We start from the raw sequence: 14,114 nt of genomic DNA, 5'->3' as shown, positions 1-14,114 counted from the left end.
TCGGTCGGCTCCCGGTGCAACCCGCACGCTGGTGCACGGCACCGGCAGCCACTGGTACACGTACATACGAGGACGGGCCCCGCACCTCGAAAGGTTGCGGGGCCCGTCAATGTCACACGTGACGCGGCGGTCGTACGAGCGCGATGGCTCAGACGGCAGCCGGGTCCTCCTCGACGAGGAGGTTACGGGTGCGGTTGGAGTCCAGCGGGATGCCGGGGCCCATCGTGGTGGCCAGCGTGGCCTTCTTGATGTAGCGGCCCTTGGCGGCGGACGGCTTCAGACGGAGGATCTCCTCCAGCGCCGCTGCGTAGTTCTCCACCAGCTTGGTCTCGTCGAACGAGGTCTTGCCGATGATGAAGTGCAGGTTCGAGTGCTTGTCGACGCGGAACTCGATCTTGCCGCCCTTGATGTCGTTGACAGCCTTCACGACGTCGGGGGTGACGGTGCCGGTCTTCGGGTTCGGCATCAGACCACGCGGACCGAGCACGCGGCCGAGGCGGCCGACCTTGCCCATGAGGTCCGGGGTCGCGACGACGGCGTCGAAGTCCAGACGGCCCTTCGCCACCTCGTCGATGAGCTCGTCGGCGCCGACGATGTCGGCGCCCGCGGCTTCCGCGGCCGCAGCACGGTCACCGGTCGCGAAGACCAGGACCCGGGCGGTCTTGCCGGTGCCGTGCGGGAGGTTCACGGTGCCACGGACCATCTGGTCGGCCTTGCGAGGGTCAACACCCAGGGCAAACGCGACCTCGACGGTGCTGTCGAACTTCGTGGAGGCGGTGTCCTTGGCGATACGGACGGCCTCGAGCGGGGCGTAGTTGCGCGCCCGGTCGATCTTGGCGTCCGCAGCGCGGAGGTTCTTGCTGCGCTTCACTTCTACTCCTGTGGTTTCAGAGTGTGGAGTCGTGGTGCGGACCAGCGCTTGGTCCTACCACTGAGGGGGTGGGGCTGAATCAGCCTTCGACCGTGATGCCCATGGAACGGGCGGTGCCGGCGATGATCTTCGACGCGGCGTCGAGGTCATTGGCGTTCAGGTCGGGGAGCTTCGTCGTGGCGATCTCGCGGACCTGGGCGGCCGTCAGCTTGGCAACCTTGGTCTTGTGCGGCTCGCCGGAGCCCTTGTCCACACCCGCGGCCTTGAGGATCAGCTTGGCGGCCGGCGGAGTCTTGGTGATGAAGGTGAAGGAACGGTCCTCGTAGACCGTGATCTCCACCGGCACGACCATGCCACGCTGCGACTCGGTCGCGGCGTTGTAGGCCTTGCAGAACTCCATGATGTTGACGCCGTGCTGGCCCAGTGCGGGGCCGACCGGCGGGGCCGGGTTGGCCGCACCGGCGTTGATCTGGAGCTTGATAAGCCCCGTGACCTTCTTCTTCTTGGGAGGCATGTGCTCTCTCCGGGTCCTAGTGAGAGTTTTCGCCGTCATCCGGTCATCCGGATGCAGGCATACCGCACAACGATAACGGGTATAGCTGCGCGACCAAAAACCGAGCAGGTCAGACCTGCTGTGACAGCCGGTCTGACCTGCTCGGTAGGCATGTGTCCAGAAGCTGGCGGAAAACCGCTAGTTCTTCTGGATCTGGTCGAAGCTGAGCTCGACCGGGGTCTCGCGGCCGAAGATCTCTACGAGACCCTTGACCTTCTTCGAGTCGGCGTTGATCTCGTTGATCGTCGCCTGCAGCGTCGCGAACGGGCCGTCGGTGACGGTGACGGAGTCGCCGACCTCGAAGTCCAGCACCTGGACCTCGACCTTGCGGGACGGAACCGGCTTGCCCTCGGCCTCGGCCGCCTCGCGAGCGGCCTTCTCCTCGGCCTCCGGGGCGAGCATCTTGACGATCTCGTCCAGGGTCAGCGGGTACGGGTCGTAGGCGTTGCCAACGAAGCCGGTGACGCCAGGCGTGTTGCGGACGACGCCCCAGGACTCGTTCGTCAGGTCCATGCGCACCAGGACGTAACCCGGGAGCTTGTTCTGACGGACGTTCTTGCGCTCGCCGTTCTTGATCTGGACGATTTCCTCCTCAGGCACCTCGGCCTGATAGACGAACTCCTCCACGTTCAGCGAGACGGCGCGCTGCTCCAGGTTGGCCTTCACACGCTTCTCGTAACCGGCGTACGTGTGAATGACGTACCACTCGCCCGGGAGGCCGCGGAGCTCCTCGCGCAGGGCGGTGACGGCGTCGACGGGCTCGGCCTGCTCGGCCTCTTCCTCGTCGGTCTCGTCGGTGGCTTCCTCGGTCGCCTCGGCGTCGGGGTTCTCGTCCTCGTCGTCACCGGCTTCGGCCTCTTCGGCCTCGTCGGCGGACTCCTCGGTGTGCACGGCGGCCTGCTCGGCGGGCTCGCCCGCGGCGGCGTCGGCAGCTTCAGCCTGGTCCGGCTCCACAGCGTCCGCCGCCTCGACGATGTCGAGCTCGTCCTCGGCGGACTCGAAGGCGCCCGCCGTCGGCTCGACGGCGTCGTTCAGGTTCGGGTCAGACACGGTGGCTGCTTCTTCCTGGATACAAATGGGTGGAACATGCGAAAGGGGCGCCCATGAGGCGCCCTCCGCGGGATCAGCCGAAGACGTACTTGATGACCCGCTGGAATCCGAAGTCAATCACGGTAACGAGGCCAATCATGACGACTACGAACACAATCACCACTGAGGTGTATGTCGTCAGCTGGTTGCGCGTCGGCCAGACGACCTTGCGCAGCTCCGCCACGATCTGGCGGTAGAAGAGCGCGAGACGGCCCAGAGGGCCCTTCTTGCCGCGCTTTCCGCCCTTCCGGGTCTTCTTCTTCGACTCGGGGACTTCATCCTCGGCATCAGGCATGTCGATGGAGCCCACGGCGTCCGTCACGCTTCTCACCTGATTCCGGGTCATGGCCGTGCCGCGCCCGGTGGAGCCGCACGGCGGTGCATTGAAGTACGTACATGCGCACACATCCTGGCGAAGGAGTGTGTAGCAGGGCCGGAGGGACTTGAACCCCCAACCGCTGGTTTTGGAGACCAGTGCTCTACCAATTGAGCTACGACCCTTTGTGGTTTCCACCAACCTACCGCATGTCCCCGAATGCCTCGGGTGCAGGAACGGTGCGGCTGGTGAAGGCCAACGACAGGTGAGTGTACGTGCTCAGCGGCCCGGCGTCGAACAGATAGGTCCCGACCGTTCCTGTCCGATGCTGTACGGCTGTCTGTCCGCATGCTGTCCGAGTGCTGTCCGGTCCCTGAAACCCCTGTGCCGACGGGGAATACGGTCTGGGAACATGGGGGCATGAGCGCTGCTACTTCTCCCTCCGAGCGCCGGGTCTCCGCCCGCATCGGTGCCATCTCCGAGTCCGCCACCCTCGCCGTCGACGCCAAGGCCAAGGCCCTCAAGGCCGCCGGCCGTCCGGTGATCGGCTTCGGTGCCGGCGAGCCCGACTTCCCGACCCCCGGCTACATCGTCGACGCCGCGGTCGAGGCCTGCCGCAACCCGAAGTACCACCGCTACACCCCCGCGGGCGGGCTCCCCGAGCTCAAGGCCGCCATTGCAGAGAAGACGCTGCGCGACTCCGGCTACGAGGTCGACGCCTCCCAGATCCTGGTGACCAACGGCGGCAAGCAGGCCATCTACGAGGCGTTCGCCGCGATCCTCGACCCGGGCGACGAGGTCATCGTCCCCGCTCCGTACTGGACCACCTACCCGGAGTCGATCCGCCTCGCCGGCGGCGTCCCGGTGGATGTCGTCGCCGACGAGACCACGGGTTACCGGGTCTCCGTGGAGCAGCTGGAGGCGGCACGCACGGAGCGTACGAAGGTCGTCCTGTTCGTCTCCCCCTCGAACCCGACCGGTGCGGTCTACAGCGAGGCGGAGGCCGAGGCGATCGGCAAGTGGGCCGTCGAGCACGGCCTGTGGGTGCTGACCGACGAGATCTACGAGCACCTGGTCTACGGCGACGCGACGTTCACCTCGCTGCCGGCGATCGTGCCCGAGCTGCGCGACAAGTGCATCGTCGTCAACGGCGTCGCCAAGACGTACGCGATGACCGGCTGGCGCGTGGGGTGGATCGTCGGCCCCAAGGACGTGGTGAAGGCGGCGACGAACCTGCAGTCGCACGCCACCTCGAACGTCTCCAACGTCGCCCAGATCGCCGCGCTGGCCGCCGTCTCCGGGAACCTGGACGCGGTCGCCGAGATGCGCACCGCCTTCGACCGGCGCCGGCAGACCATCGTGCGGATGCTCAACGAGATCGACGGCGTCCTGTGCCCGGAGCCCGAGGGCGCGTTCTACGCGTACCCGTCGGTGAAGGAGCTGCTCGGCAAGGAGATCCGCGGCAAGCGCCCGGCCACCTCCGTCGAGCTGGCGGCACTGATCCTGGACGAGGCCGAGGTGGCGGTCGTACCGGGCGAGGCCTTCGGTACCCCGGGCTACCTGCGCCTTTCCTACGCGCTGGGTGACGACGACCTCGTCGAAGGCGTCTCGCGGCTCCAGAAGCTGCTGGGCGAGGCGAAGGCCTGAGGCGTATTTCGAAAGTAGCGCCGTCCGCCCGAAGGGCGGCCCCGCGGCGTCTGGTGCGTGCGTGCCAGGCGTCGCGGGGCAGGCGGGACTTTCGAAATACGCCCTACCTCCCGCACAGCCATGGCGACCCCCGGCTCCGGCCGGGGGTCGCTTTCTTGTCGCTCCTGTGTTCGAGTGACAACTCGATGGGGAAACCGGCTACCGCCGCACCCCGTCCGTGCGGCAGGATCTTGGAATGGAGCGTGATGTACGGCTGTTGCCCAAGGCCCACCTGCACTTGCATTTCACCGGGTCGATGCGGCCCACGACGCTGCTCGAACTCGCCGACAAGTACGGCGTGCGGTTGCCCGAGGCCCTGACCGGCGGCGAGCCCCCGAGGCTGCGGGCGACGGACGAGCGCGGCTGGTTCCGCTTCCAGCGGCTCTACGACATCGCCAGGTCCTGCCTGCGGACTCCCGAGGACATCCAGCGGCTGGTGCGCGAGGCCGCCCAGGAGGACGTGACGGACGGCTCCGGCTGGCTGGAGATCCAGGTCGATCCCACCTCGTACGCGCCCCTGCTCGGCGGGCTCATCCCGGCGATCGAGATCATCCTGGACGCCGTGGACAGCGCGTCGCGCGAGACGGGCCTGCCGATCCGGGTGGTGATCGCGGCGAACCGGATGAAGCATCCGCTGGACGCCAGGACGCTGGCCCGGCTCGCGGTGCGGTACGCGGACCGGGGTGTCGTCGGCTTCGGGCTCTCCAACGACGAGCGTCGCGGCATGGCACGTGACTTCGACCGGGCCTTCGCCATCGCCCGGGAGGGTGGCCTGCTGGCGGCCCCGCACGGCGGTGAACTGTCGGGCCCCTCCAGCGTCCGTGACTGCCTGGACGACCTCGACGCGTCGCGCGTGGGGCACGGGGTGCGGGCAGCCGAGGACCCGCGACTGCTGCGCAGGCTGGCGGAGAGCGGGGTGACCTGCGAGGTGTGCCCTGCCTCGAACGTGGCGCTCGGCGTCTACGAGAAGCCCTCCGACGTCCCCCTGCGCACTCTGTTCGACGCAGGCGTTCCGATGGCGCTCGGCGCGGACGACCCGCTGCTCTTCGGATCCCGGCTGGCCGCGCAGTACGACCTGGTGCGGCGCCATCACGCCTTCACCGACGAGGAGCTGGCGGAGCTGGCACGCCAGTCGGTACGGGGTTCGGCGGCACCCGAAGCGGTGCGGGCGGAGCTCCTGGCGGGCGTCGACGACTGGCTGGCCAAGCCGGCGGGCTGACCCGCCCGGGGGCTACTCCCCGAGCCCGCGCAGCAGGGTCCGGGCCAGGGACGCGGCGAAGTCGTCGAGGGACTGGGGAGGCGTGCCCGCCGCGGTCGCGTCGTAGGCGAACGCCCGCTGGGCGCAGGCCCCCAGCAGCAGGGAGGCGGCTGCGTACGTGTCGGCGTCGGCCCGTACCCGGCCCGCGGACTGCTCGGCGCGCAGATACGCGTCCACACCGCGGATGGGTACGTGGGGGCCGGTGCCCAGCTCCCGCATCGCCGCGTCGTGGCGTTCCTTGAGCCTCGGCTCGGCGTACAGGGACGCGGCGATCGGGAAGCTCTGTTCGTAGAAGAGGGCGGCCTCACGGGCGATCTCGGTGAGATTGCGCTCCACTGTCCGCTCCCCCTCCCCCGGATCGGCGATCAGGCGCTTCAGGACGCCGTCGACCTTGGGCAGCCGTTCCTTGAGCACCGTCACGAAGAGCTCTTCCTTGCTGGCGAAGTGCTTGTAGAGCGCGGCCTCCGAGCAGCCGGCGGCCCTGGCGATCTCCTTGGTCGTGGCCCGTGCCAGGCCGATGGTGAGCATCAGCCGATGGGCTGCGTCGAGGATCCGGGCGCGGGTCGGCTTCTGCTCCATGTGCACTCCGACGGGGCTTGACGAGTGGGTGAGTATCCACTCACTCTAGGGGTGAGTGAATACTTACCCACCCTAGGAGGGTGTGCCATGAAACTCACGGTGTTCGGCGCGACCGGTGGCATCGGGCAGGAGATCGTCCGCCAGGCGGTGGCGGCGGGGCACGAGGTGACGGCGGTGGTCCGTGACCCCGCGGGGCTGCCGGTGCCGCTCTCCGCCCTGACGGTCCGCACCACGGCCCGTATCGACGATCCGGAGGCGTTGCGGGAGGCGGTCGCGGGCCGCGACGCGGTGCTCTCCGGTCTGGGCTCACGCGGCCGGAGGGCCGACGGGATCGCCGAGCGGCTGACCCGCAGCGTCCTGGCGGCCATGGAGGCGGAGGGGACACGGCGGCTGCTCGTGGTGAGCGCGGCCCCGGTCGCCCCGAAACCCGCGGACGACCCCCTGCTCGACCGGATGATGCTCTCGGCGATCGGCGCGATCCTGAAGGAGGTCTACGCGGACCTCACCGCCATGGAGGCCGCGCTGACGGCCTCGGCCACGGACTGGACGTCGGTCCGTCCCCCGAAGCTCACGAACGGGCCGCTGACCGGCGTCTACCGGACGGTCATCGGCAGCAACCCGCGCAGCGGCCGGTCCATCTCCCGGGCCGACGTGGCGCACGCGATGCTGGCGCTGACCGGCGACCCGGCGGCGGTGAAGCAGGGGGTGGGCGTGGCGTACTGAGGGGACGCGGCCCCTACAGGCTCACGCCGACGGTCACCGGTTCGTTGACGAGCGTGACGCCGAAGACCGCGCGTACCCCGGCGACGACCTCGCGTGCCAGGGCCAGCAGGTCCTCGGTGCTCGCCGCCCCCCGGTTGGTGAGGGCGAGCGTGTGCTTGGTGGAGATGCGGGCCGGGCCGGAGCCGTATCCCTTGGTGAAACCGGCCCGGTCGATGAGCCAGGCCGCCGAGGTCTTGGTGCGTCCCTCGCCTGCGGGGAAGGCGGGGGGCGTGACGTCCGGTCCGAGGTGTTCCGCCACCCGGGCGAGGAATGCCTCGTACTGCGCGGGGTCCAGGATCGGGTTGGTGAAGAAGGAGCCGGCCGACCAGGTGTCGTGGTCCTCGGCGTCGAGCACCATGCCCTTGCCGGCCCGGAGCCGGAGCACGGTTTCACGGGCGGCCGCGGCGGGAACGCGTTCCCCCTCTTCGACACCCATGGCGCGCGCGGTCTCGGGGTACTTGAGCGGCGCGGACAGGCCGCCCGCCTCTTCCAGCCCGAAGCGGACACGCAGCACCACGAAGCGGTCGGGTTCGGCCTTGAAACGGCTGTGCCGGTACGCGAAGGCGCACTCGGAGTTCGGGATGGTGACCGTCTCCCGGGTGTGCCGGTCGTAGGCGACGACCTCCGTGATGGTGGACGACACCTCCTGTCCGTACGCCCCGACGTTCTGGATCGGCGTGGCCCCCGCCGAGCCGGGGATGCCGGCCAGGCATTCGAGGCCCGCCAGTCCGGCTTCCACGCTGCGGGCGACGGCGTCGGTCCAGACCTCGCCCGCGGCCAGTTCGAGCGTCGCCCCGTCCAGTACGAAACCCTTGGTCGCGATGCGCAGGGCGGTGCCTTCGAAGCCCTTGTCGCCGATGACCAGGTTGCTGCCGCCGCCGATGACCAGGAGCGGGGTGCCGCTGTCGTCGGCCTCCCGCACGGCCTCGACCACTTCGGCGTCGGTCGTCGCGGTCAGGAGGCGGGTGGCGGGTCCGCCGAGCCGGAAGGTGGTCAGGGGGGCGAGGGGCGCGTCGTGGAGTTCCTGCACGGGGACAAGAGTACGGTCCGCGGCCCCGCCGTCAGGGCGGGGCCGCGGACCGTACGCGTGTGACATCCGCTCAGGCGGCCACGGGGACCCGCGCCTCCTGCTGTCCGGGGGCGGCCTCCGGGGCCGGAGCGTGGCGGCGGCCCGGGATCAGCAGGGCCACGAGGGCGGCGAGCGCCACCACCCCCGCGCCGATCCAGACGGCCGGCACGGTCCCGTCCGTGAAGAACTGCGGGGAGCCGAGCCCGCCCTGCGAGGAGAAGACGGTGGCGAGCACGGCGACCCCGAGGGCTCCGCCCACCTCGCGCAGCGCGTTGTTGGCACCGGAGGCGATGCCCTGCTCGGCGGGGCCGACGCTGGACATCACGAGCGTGGCGGCGGGGGCGAAGTACATGGCCATGCCGATGCCGCTGACGATCAGGCCGGGCAGTTGCGCCGTGTAGGAGACGTCGGGGCCGAGGACCATGGCGAACAGGCCGAGGCCGACAGCCTGGAGGGCGAGCCCCGCCACGACGACCGGCCGGCCGCCGAACCGGTCGGCGAGTATGCCGGCGACCGGGGCCACCAGCATCGGCATACCGGTCCAGGGCAGCATCCGCAGACCGGCCTCGGTGGGCGAGTAGCCCAGGGCGCCCTGGAGGAACTGGCTGAGCAGGAAGATCGACCCGAACATCCCGAGGAACATGAGCATGCTGGCGATGTTGATCCCGAAGAACGCCCGGTCCCGGAAGAGCCTCATGGGCAGGATCGGCGTCCTGGCGCGGAAGCCGTGGTGGATGAAGCCGCCGATGAGCGCGGTGCCGGCGGTGAGCGAGGTCAGGACGGTCGGGCTGGTCCAGCCCTCGGCGTTGGCGTTGACCAGGCCGTAGACGATTCCGAAGAGACCGCCGCTGACCAGAAGGGTGCCGGGGATGTCGAGCCGGGCATCCGGGGCGCAGGACTCGGACAGACGCATCCGGGCGAGCGGCAGCAGCACCAGCCCGATGGGGACGTTCAGCCAGAAGATCCACTGCCACGAGATGTGCTCGGTGAGGCTGCCTCCGATCAGCGGCCCGCCGGCCACCGCCAGTCCGGTCACGGCACTGAAGATTCCCAGCGCCCTCCCGCGGCGGGCAGGCTCCACGGCGGCCGTGAGCAGGGTGAGCGTCAACGGCATCATGATCGCGGCGCCGACGCCCTGGACCGCGCGGAAGGCGATCAGTTCACTGATCCCGGGCGAGAGGGCGGCCGCGGCGGACGCTCCGGTGAAGACGGCGAGTCCGGCGAGGAAGAGCCGACGGCGGCCGAACCGGTCACCGAGGGCGGCGCCGAACAACAGGAGGACGGCGAAGGTGAGCGTGTAGGCGTTCACCGTCCATTCGAGCTCTTCGAGTTCGCCGCCGAGGCTTTCGCGAATGGACGGCAGCGCGGTGGTGACGACGAGGTTGTCGAGGGCCGCCATGAAGCCGGCGACGCTGGTGATGACGAGGGCCCAGGCCGCTCCCGTGCGGCCTGTCGTGTGCTGGTTCACTGCTCCCCCTGAGGGTTAGTTATCAATGACTAACTTTTTTGGGCAGAAAACCGGGCCGAGCCCGGGTGGTGCTGTTCAGGCGGGCGGTCTGGCCGACTCGTACAGCCCGCCCCAGAGCCGGTGGTCCGCCGGGTAGCCGAGTGCCGTCAGGGTGTTGGCGAGCATGCCGTACGCGAGGAACGTGGTCGCCTCGACGGGATCCGCCCCGAACGTGAGGGTGATGTCGTCGAACAATTGCAACCAGCCGGCCCGCAGCGTCTCACCGAACTCGTGATCCCCGGCCGCCTCCGCCGCCGCGACGGCCGCGTACATCTGCATCTGCATCAGCAGGCGGTCGGGGTCATGGAGGACCAGGCGCTGATAGGCCGCGGCCATGGCGTGCAGCGCGTCATCGCCCTCGAGCCCCTCGGCAGCGTCCGCGAAGACCTTGCGGGTGTCGGTGAGGCACCGCTCGGCGGCAGCCAGGAACATGGCCTGCTTGTTGGAGAAGAGGCGGAAGAGGTACGGCTGCGAGACGCCCACCCGTCTGGCGATCGCCTCGGTGGACGTGGCGTTGTACCCGCCGCGGGCGAACTCGGTGATCGCCGCACGGATGACGCTCTCGCGCCGCTCGTCTGCACTCATCCTTGCCATGCAAAGAAGTTAGTACTCAATCACTAACTTGGTCAACCGGTGCGCGCACCGCGTCGAACTCACACATGAGGGGCACGGTCCATGCGGACCGCGCCCCTCACACGACTTCCTACGACGTCAGCCGAGCTGCACCACGGCGCGGGACATGCCCAGCACCTTCTTGCCGTCACTCATCGCCGTCAGGTCCACGCGCACCCGCTGGTCGTCCAGCAGTGCGCCCACCTTGCCGCTGACCTCGATCAGCGCACCCGTGTCGTCGTTGGGTACGACGACCGGCCTGGTGAACCGCACCCCGTACTCGACGACGGCCCCCGGATCGCCGGCCCAGTCCGTGACCACACGGATCGCCTCGGCCATGGTGAACATGCCGTGGGCGATCACATCGTCCAGCCCGACCTCGCGCGCGAACTTCTCGTTCCAGTGGATCGGGTTGAAATCGCCCGAGGCACCCGCGTACTGCACCAGCATCGCGCGGCTGACCGGGAAGGACTGCGACGGCAGCTCCGTACCGACCTCGACCGAGTCGTAACTCACCTTCGCCGTCATCACGCCTCCTCGGCGGCGCGCGCCACCAGCTTCGTCCACGCCGTCACGACATGCTCACCGGACTCGTCGTGGACCTCGCCGCGGATGTCCACGATGTCGTTCCCCGCCAGGGACTTGACGGCCTCGATCGTCGAGGTGACCGTCAGCCGGTCCCCCGCCCGCACCGGACGCACGTAGGCGAACTTCTGGTCACCGTGCACCACCCGGCTGTAGTCCAGACCCAGCTGCGGGTCCCGGACGACCTGCCCGGCGGCCTTGAAGGTGATCGAGAACACGAACGTCGGCGGTGCGATCACATCGCTGTGACCGAGCGCCTTGGCCGCCTCGGGGTCGACGTACGCGGGATTGGCGTCGCCCACCGCCTCGGCGAACTCTCGGATCTTCTCCCGGCCGACCTCGTACGCCGGGGTGGGCGGATAGGTCCGCCCCACGAAGGACTGGTCGAGCGCCATGAGCTCGCAACCTCCTGATGAAAGACGAAGGGGCCGGAGTGCAGCCCAGTACAAACGACACGAGGCCGCCCCCAATGGGGACGGCCTCGTGTACGAGCCTGATTCAGCGCGTTTCGCGGTGCGCAGTGTGCGAGTTGCAGCGCGGGCAATGCTTCTTCATCTCAAGACGGTCCGGGTTGTTACGCCGGTTCTTCTTGGTGATGTAGTTCCGCTCCTTGCACTCCACGCAGGCCAGCGTGATCTTCGGGCGGACGTCGGTGGCAGCCACGTGAGTGCTCCTTGGACGGACGGTGGACGGATGAACGCAAAAAAAAGAGTAGCCGATCGGAGGACCGACCCCACAATCGGCTACTGTTAGTAGCGGTGACCGGACTTGAACCGGTGACACAGCGATTATGAGCCGCTTGCTCTACCGACTGAGCTACACCGCTTTGATGACTGAGTCCCCCCGCCGAAGCGGGGTTTCCCGATCACCAGAGCCCCAATGCGGAATCGAACCGCAGACCTTCTCCTTACCATGGAGACGCTCTACCGACTGAGCTATTGGGGCGAGCGATGAAGACATTACACGGTTGGTCGCCGATCGCCCAAATCCGTTTCGAAGCCCCCTTCCAAGCCCTTGATCGGCATCGCCCCGGGCCCTTGCCCGGCACCGCTCCAGGCCCTTGATCAGCTACTCCTCCCCCTCCGGCCCCTCGCGCGCGCTCCGGCCTCCCACGCACCACAGGGCCGCGCCGGTACGACTATTTCGCTCCTCCTCGAACCCGGCCGGGCGCACCCCTAGGCTCGTCTCACTCTGCGTGACCTTGCCCCCCTCCCAGGAGCCGCGATGCCCGACAGTCAGCCGCGGCAGCCGGACGACCACGCGGCCGACGCCACCGGCAGCCGGGAGAGCTCCGGGCTGACGCTCTGCGGCGCCCGCCTCACCGACGGCCGCATCGTGGACGTACGTCTCGGCGGCAGCCACATCGAGGCCGTCGGCACCGCCGGCAGCCTCGTCGCGCCCGGTGCCCGCGTGGACCTGCGCGGCCACCTGCTGCTCCCCGCTCCCGCCGAACCGCACGCCCACAGCGACACCGCGCTCACCGCCGACGGCCCCGGACCCGGAGCCCCCGGCCCCGCTTCGCAGCACCCCGACGACGTCCAGCGGCGCGCCACCGAGGCCGCGTTGCTGCAACTCGGGCACGGCGCGACCGCCCTGCGCTCGCACGTGCGGATCGGCGACATACAGGGCCTGGGCGCCCTCGAAGCCGTCCTGCAGGCCCGCCGCTCGCTGCGCGGCCTCGCCGATCTGACCGCGGTCGCCGTCCCTCGGCTGCTCACCGGCGTCGCGGGCGCCGGCAACCTGGCGATGCTGCGCGACGCGCTGAAGATGGGGGCCGGCGCGGTGGGCGGCTGCCCCGACCTGGATCCCGACCCGGCGGGGTACGCGGAGGCCGTCCTGGAGGTCGCCGCCGAGCAGGGCTGCCCCGTCGACCTGCACACGGACAGTGACGATCCGGCCCGGCTGGCCCGGTTCGCGGCGATGGCGGGCGGTATGCGGCAAAGGGTCTCCATCGGGCCCTGCGCGGGCCTCTCGCGGCTTCCCGAGGAGGCTGCCGCCCGCGCCGCCGACCAGCTCGCGGCAGCCGGTGTGACGGTCGTCTGTCTGCCCCAGGGCGGCTGCGGCGGGGCGGAGCGCCGGGGCACCGCCCCCGTACGGCTGCTGCATGCGGCCGGTGTGCGGGTCGCGGCGGGCAGCGGGGCCCTGCGCGACCTCGCCAACCCGGTGGGGCGCGGAGACCCGCTGGAGGCCGCCTTCCTGCTGGCCTCACAGAGCGGGCTGCGGCCCGAGCGCGCCTACGAGGCAGTCTCCACGGAGGCCAGGAGCGCCATGGGCCTGCCCGAGGTGCGGGTCGAGGCGGGCTTTCCCGCGGAGCTGCTCGCCGTACGCGGGGAGCAGCTGGCCGGGGTCCTCTCGCTGGCGTACAGCCGCGTCGTGGTGCATCGCGGCCGGGTGGTCGCCCGGACCAGTGCGGTGCGCGAGTACTGCGACTCCGAGACGGACGGCTCGTTCGGGCTGCCACGCCAGGGCAGACCGGATTCCGGTGCGGGCGGCGGGCCTTGAGCGCGGCGGCGCCGCGCGGCGTACCGTCGACTGCATGCGCATTGTCATCGCAGGTGGACATGGTCAGATCGCGCTGCGGCTGGAGCGGCTGCTCGCTGCGCGCGGCGACGAGGCGGCGGGCGTCATCCGCAACCCGCAGCAGAGCGAGGACCTCCGTGCCGCGGGAGCCGAACCCGTGGTCCTGGACCTCGAGTCGGCGACGGTGGAGGAGGCGGTCGAAGTGCTGCGCGGCGCCGACGCGGCGGTCTTCGCGGCCGGGGCGGGCCCGAACAGCGGCACGGACCGCAAGGACACGGTGGACCGGGGCGCCGCAGTGCTGTTCGCGGACGCGGCGCAGCGGGCGGGGGTGCGGCGTTACATCGTGGTCTCGTCCATGGGCGCCGATCCGGACCACCCCGGCGACGAGGTGTTCGACGTCTACCTGCGGGCCAAGGGGGCGGCGGACGCGTACGTGCGCTCGCAGGCGGCCCTCGACTGGACGATCCTGCGCCCCGGGATGCTGACCAACGACGCGGGCACCGGGCAGGTCCTGCTCGCCGCGTCGACCGGCCGCGGCCCGGTGCCCCGCGACGATGTGGCGGCGACGCTCCTGGAGCTGCTGGACACCCCGGCGACGGCGGGGCTGACGCTGGAGCTGATCTCGGGCAACATCCCGGTGTCGGTCGCGGTGAAGGACATCGCGGGGAACTGACCCGGGGCCGCCGGGTGGCGGCCGGGTCAGCCGC

General features: G+C 69.9%; 16 protein-coding genes and 3 tRNA genes. 5 read left to right on the top strand and 14 right to left on the bottom strand.

The window, feature by feature from the left end; all coding sequences use genetic code 11:
* Positions 1 to 148: 148 nt before the first annotated feature.
* The 5 genes from rplA to ABZ434_RS04690 all read right to left on the bottom strand — a co-directional run bounded on the left by rplA (position 149) and on the right by ABZ434_RS04690 (position 3,014).
* A complete protein-coding gene (gene rplA / locus ABZ434_RS04710; RefSeq protein ID WP_266781638.1) occupies positions 149 to 871 on the bottom strand; it encodes a 50S ribosomal protein L1 in 723 nt (240 codons plus the stop codon).
* Between the two features lie 79 nt (positions 872 to 950).
* Positions 951 to 1,385, bottom strand: coding sequence for a 50S ribosomal protein L11 (rplK, locus tag ABZ434_RS04705; RefSeq protein WP_010058817.1), 435 nt, complete (start codon positions 1,383 to 1,385; stop codon positions 951 to 953).
* A 177-nt stretch (positions 1,386 to 1,562) separates the two neighbouring features.
* Positions 1,563 to 2,474, bottom strand: coding sequence for a transcription termination/antitermination protein NusG (gene nusG / locus ABZ434_RS04700; protein ID WP_359132067.1), 912 nt, complete (start codon positions 2,472 to 2,474; stop codon positions 1,563 to 1,565).
* A gap of 73 nt (positions 2,475 to 2,547) precedes the next feature.
* Positions 2,548 to 2,835: a preprotein translocase subunit SecE gene (gene secE, locus ABZ434_RS04695; protein WP_073732696.1), complete on the bottom strand. Its 288-nt coding sequence runs from the start codon at positions 2,833 to 2,835 to the stop codon at positions 2,548 to 2,550.
* 106 nt (positions 2,836 to 2,941) lie between these two features.
* Positions 2,942 to 3,014, bottom strand: a tRNA-Trp gene (locus ABZ434_RS04690).
* A 235-nt stretch (positions 3,015 to 3,249) separates the two neighbouring features.
* Here ABZ434_RS04690 and ABZ434_RS04685 point away from each other — a divergent pair.
* Together ABZ434_RS04685 and ABZ434_RS04680 are read left to right on the top strand one after the other, a co-directional pair.
* Complete coding sequence (locus tag ABZ434_RS04685) at positions 3,250 to 4,476, top strand: pyridoxal phosphate-dependent aminotransferase (RefSeq protein ID WP_359132066.1); 1,227 nt, start codon at positions 3,250 to 3,252, stop codon at positions 4,474 to 4,476.
* Between the two features lie 235 nt (positions 4,477 to 4,711).
* Positions 4,712 to 5,734 (top strand): adenosine deaminase, encoded by a 1,023-nt coding sequence (locus ABZ434_RS04680; RefSeq protein WP_359132064.1) that lies wholly within the window; start codon positions 4,712 to 4,714, stop codon positions 5,732 to 5,734.
* 12 nt (positions 5,735 to 5,746) lie between these two features.
* On the opposite strand, the gene ABZ434_RS04675 is transcribed toward ABZ434_RS04680, so the two are convergent.
* Positions 5,747 to 6,352, bottom strand: coding sequence for a helix-turn-helix domain-containing protein (locus ABZ434_RS04675; RefSeq protein ID WP_359132062.1), 606 nt, complete (start codon positions 6,350 to 6,352; stop codon positions 5,747 to 5,749).
* An 87-nt stretch (positions 6,353 to 6,439) separates the two neighbouring features.
* On the opposite strand from ABZ434_RS04675, the gene ABZ434_RS04670 reads away from it, so the two are divergent.
* Positions 6,440 to 7,075 carry an NAD(P)H-binding protein gene (locus ABZ434_RS04670; RefSeq protein ID WP_359132060.1) on the top strand — a complete coding sequence of 212 codons (636 nt, stop codon included), beginning with the start codon at positions 6,440 to 6,442 and terminating at the stop codon, positions 7,073 to 7,075.
* Between the two features lie 13 nt (positions 7,076 to 7,088).
* Here ABZ434_RS04670 and ABZ434_RS04665 read toward each other — a convergent pair whose 3' ends face one another.
* From ABZ434_RS04665 to ABZ434_RS04630, 8 genes are all read right to left on the bottom strand, one after another.
* Positions 7,089 to 8,144 carry a UDP-N-acetylmuramate dehydrogenase gene (locus ABZ434_RS04665; RefSeq protein ID WP_359132059.1) on the bottom strand — a complete coding sequence of 352 codons (1,056 nt, stop codon included), beginning with the start codon at positions 8,142 to 8,144 and terminating at the stop codon, positions 7,089 to 7,091.
* Positions 8,145 to 8,214: 70 nt separating this feature from the next.
* Positions 8,215 to 9,651, bottom strand: a complete 1,437-nt coding sequence (locus tag ABZ434_RS04660) for an MFS transporter (RefSeq protein WP_359132057.1) — start codon at positions 9,649 to 9,651, stop codon at positions 8,215 to 8,217.
* 75 nt (positions 9,652 to 9,726) lie between these two features.
* Positions 9,727 to 10,275 carry a helix-turn-helix domain-containing protein gene (locus tag ABZ434_RS04655; protein ID WP_359132233.1) on the bottom strand — a complete coding sequence of 183 codons (549 nt, stop codon included), beginning with the start codon at positions 10,273 to 10,275 and terminating at the stop codon, positions 9,727 to 9,729.
* 126 nt (positions 10,276 to 10,401) lie between these two features.
* Positions 10,402 to 10,830 (bottom strand): MaoC family dehydratase, encoded by a 429-nt coding sequence (locus ABZ434_RS04650; protein WP_359132056.1) that lies wholly within the window; start codon positions 10,828 to 10,830, stop codon positions 10,402 to 10,404.
* A complete protein-coding gene (locus tag ABZ434_RS04645) occupies positions 10,830 to 11,282 on the bottom strand; it encodes a MaoC family dehydratase N-terminal domain-containing protein (RefSeq protein WP_359132055.1) in 453 nt (150 codons plus the stop codon). The genes ABZ434_RS04650 and ABZ434_RS04645 overlap by 1 nt, the downstream gene beginning before the upstream one ends.
* Before the next feature lie 103 nt (positions 11,283 to 11,385).
* On the bottom strand, positions 11,386 to 11,550 hold the full coding sequence (rpmG, locus tag ABZ434_RS04640; protein WP_003956487.1) for a 50S ribosomal protein L33: 165 nt from the start codon (positions 11,548 to 11,550) through the stop codon (positions 11,386 to 11,388).
* A 90-nt stretch (positions 11,551 to 11,640) separates the two neighbouring features.
* Positions 11,641 to 11,713, bottom strand: a tRNA-Met gene (locus ABZ434_RS04635).
* Positions 11,714 to 11,759: 46 nt separating this feature from the next.
* Positions 11,760 to 11,832, bottom strand: a tRNA-Thr gene (locus ABZ434_RS04630).
* 279 nt (positions 11,833 to 12,111) lie between these two features.
* Between ABZ434_RS04630 and ABZ434_RS04625 the strand changes: the two genes are divergently transcribed.
* Positions 12,112 to 13,389 carry an amidohydrolase family protein gene (locus ABZ434_RS04625; protein ID WP_359132054.1) on the top strand — a complete coding sequence of 426 codons (1,278 nt, stop codon included), beginning with the start codon at positions 12,112 to 12,114 and terminating at the stop codon, positions 13,387 to 13,389.
* A gap of 34 nt (positions 13,390 to 13,423) precedes the next feature.
* Positions 13,424 to 14,080, top strand: coding sequence for an SDR family oxidoreductase (locus ABZ434_RS04620; RefSeq protein WP_359132053.1), 657 nt, complete (start codon positions 13,424 to 13,426; stop codon positions 14,078 to 14,080).
* The last annotated feature ends 34 nt before the right edge of the window (positions 14,081 to 14,114 follow it).

Origin of the sequence: Streptomyces sp. NPDC005761 (assembly GCF_040630635.1) — a bacterium.
Taxonomy (GTDB): Bacteria; Actinomycetota; Actinomycetes; order Streptomycetales; family Streptomycetaceae; genus Streptomyces.
This window is presented reverse-complemented; position numbering and strand designations above follow the sequence as displayed.

Excerpts from the sequence above, each read along its gene's own strand:
- ABZ434_RS04620 (WP_359132053.1), top strand. The coding sequence starts at position 13,424 with ATGCGCATTGTCATCGCAGGTGGACATGGTCAGATCGCGCTGCGGCTG.
- ABZ434_RS04645 (WP_359132055.1), bottom strand. The coding sequence starts at position 11,282 with ATGGCGCTCGACCAGTCCTTCGTGGGGCGGACCTATCCGCCCACCCCG.
- ABZ434_RS04675 (WP_359132062.1), bottom strand. The coding sequence starts at position 6,352 with ATGGAGCAGAAGCCGACCCGCGCCCGGATCCTCGACGCAGCCCATCGG.
- ABZ434_RS04650 (WP_359132056.1), bottom strand. The coding sequence starts at position 10,830 with ATGACGGCGAAGGTGAGTTACGACTCGGTCGAGGTCGGTACGGAGCTG.
- ABZ434_RS04685 (WP_359132066.1), top strand. The coding sequence starts at position 3,250 with ATGAGCGCTGCTACTTCTCCCTCCGAGCGCCGGGTCTCCGCCCGCATC.
- ABZ434_RS04625 (WP_359132054.1), top strand. The coding sequence starts at position 12,112 with ATGCCCGACAGTCAGCCGCGGCAGCCGGACGACCACGCGGCCGACGCC.
- ABZ434_RS04655 (WP_359132233.1), bottom strand. The coding sequence starts at position 10,275 with ATGAGTGCAGACGAGCGGCGCGAGAGCGTCATCCGTGCGGCGATCACC.
- ABZ434_RS04680 (WP_359132064.1), top strand. The coding sequence starts at position 4,712 with ATGGAGCGTGATGTACGGCTGTTGCCCAAGGCCCACCTGCACTTGCAT.
- rplK (WP_010058817.1), bottom strand. The coding sequence starts at position 1,385 with ATGCCTCCCAAGAAGAAGAAGGTCACGGGGCTTATCAAGCTCCAGATC.
- ABZ434_RS04670 (WP_359132060.1), top strand. The coding sequence starts at position 6,440 with ATGAAACTCACGGTGTTCGGCGCGACCGGTGGCATCGGGCAGGAGATC.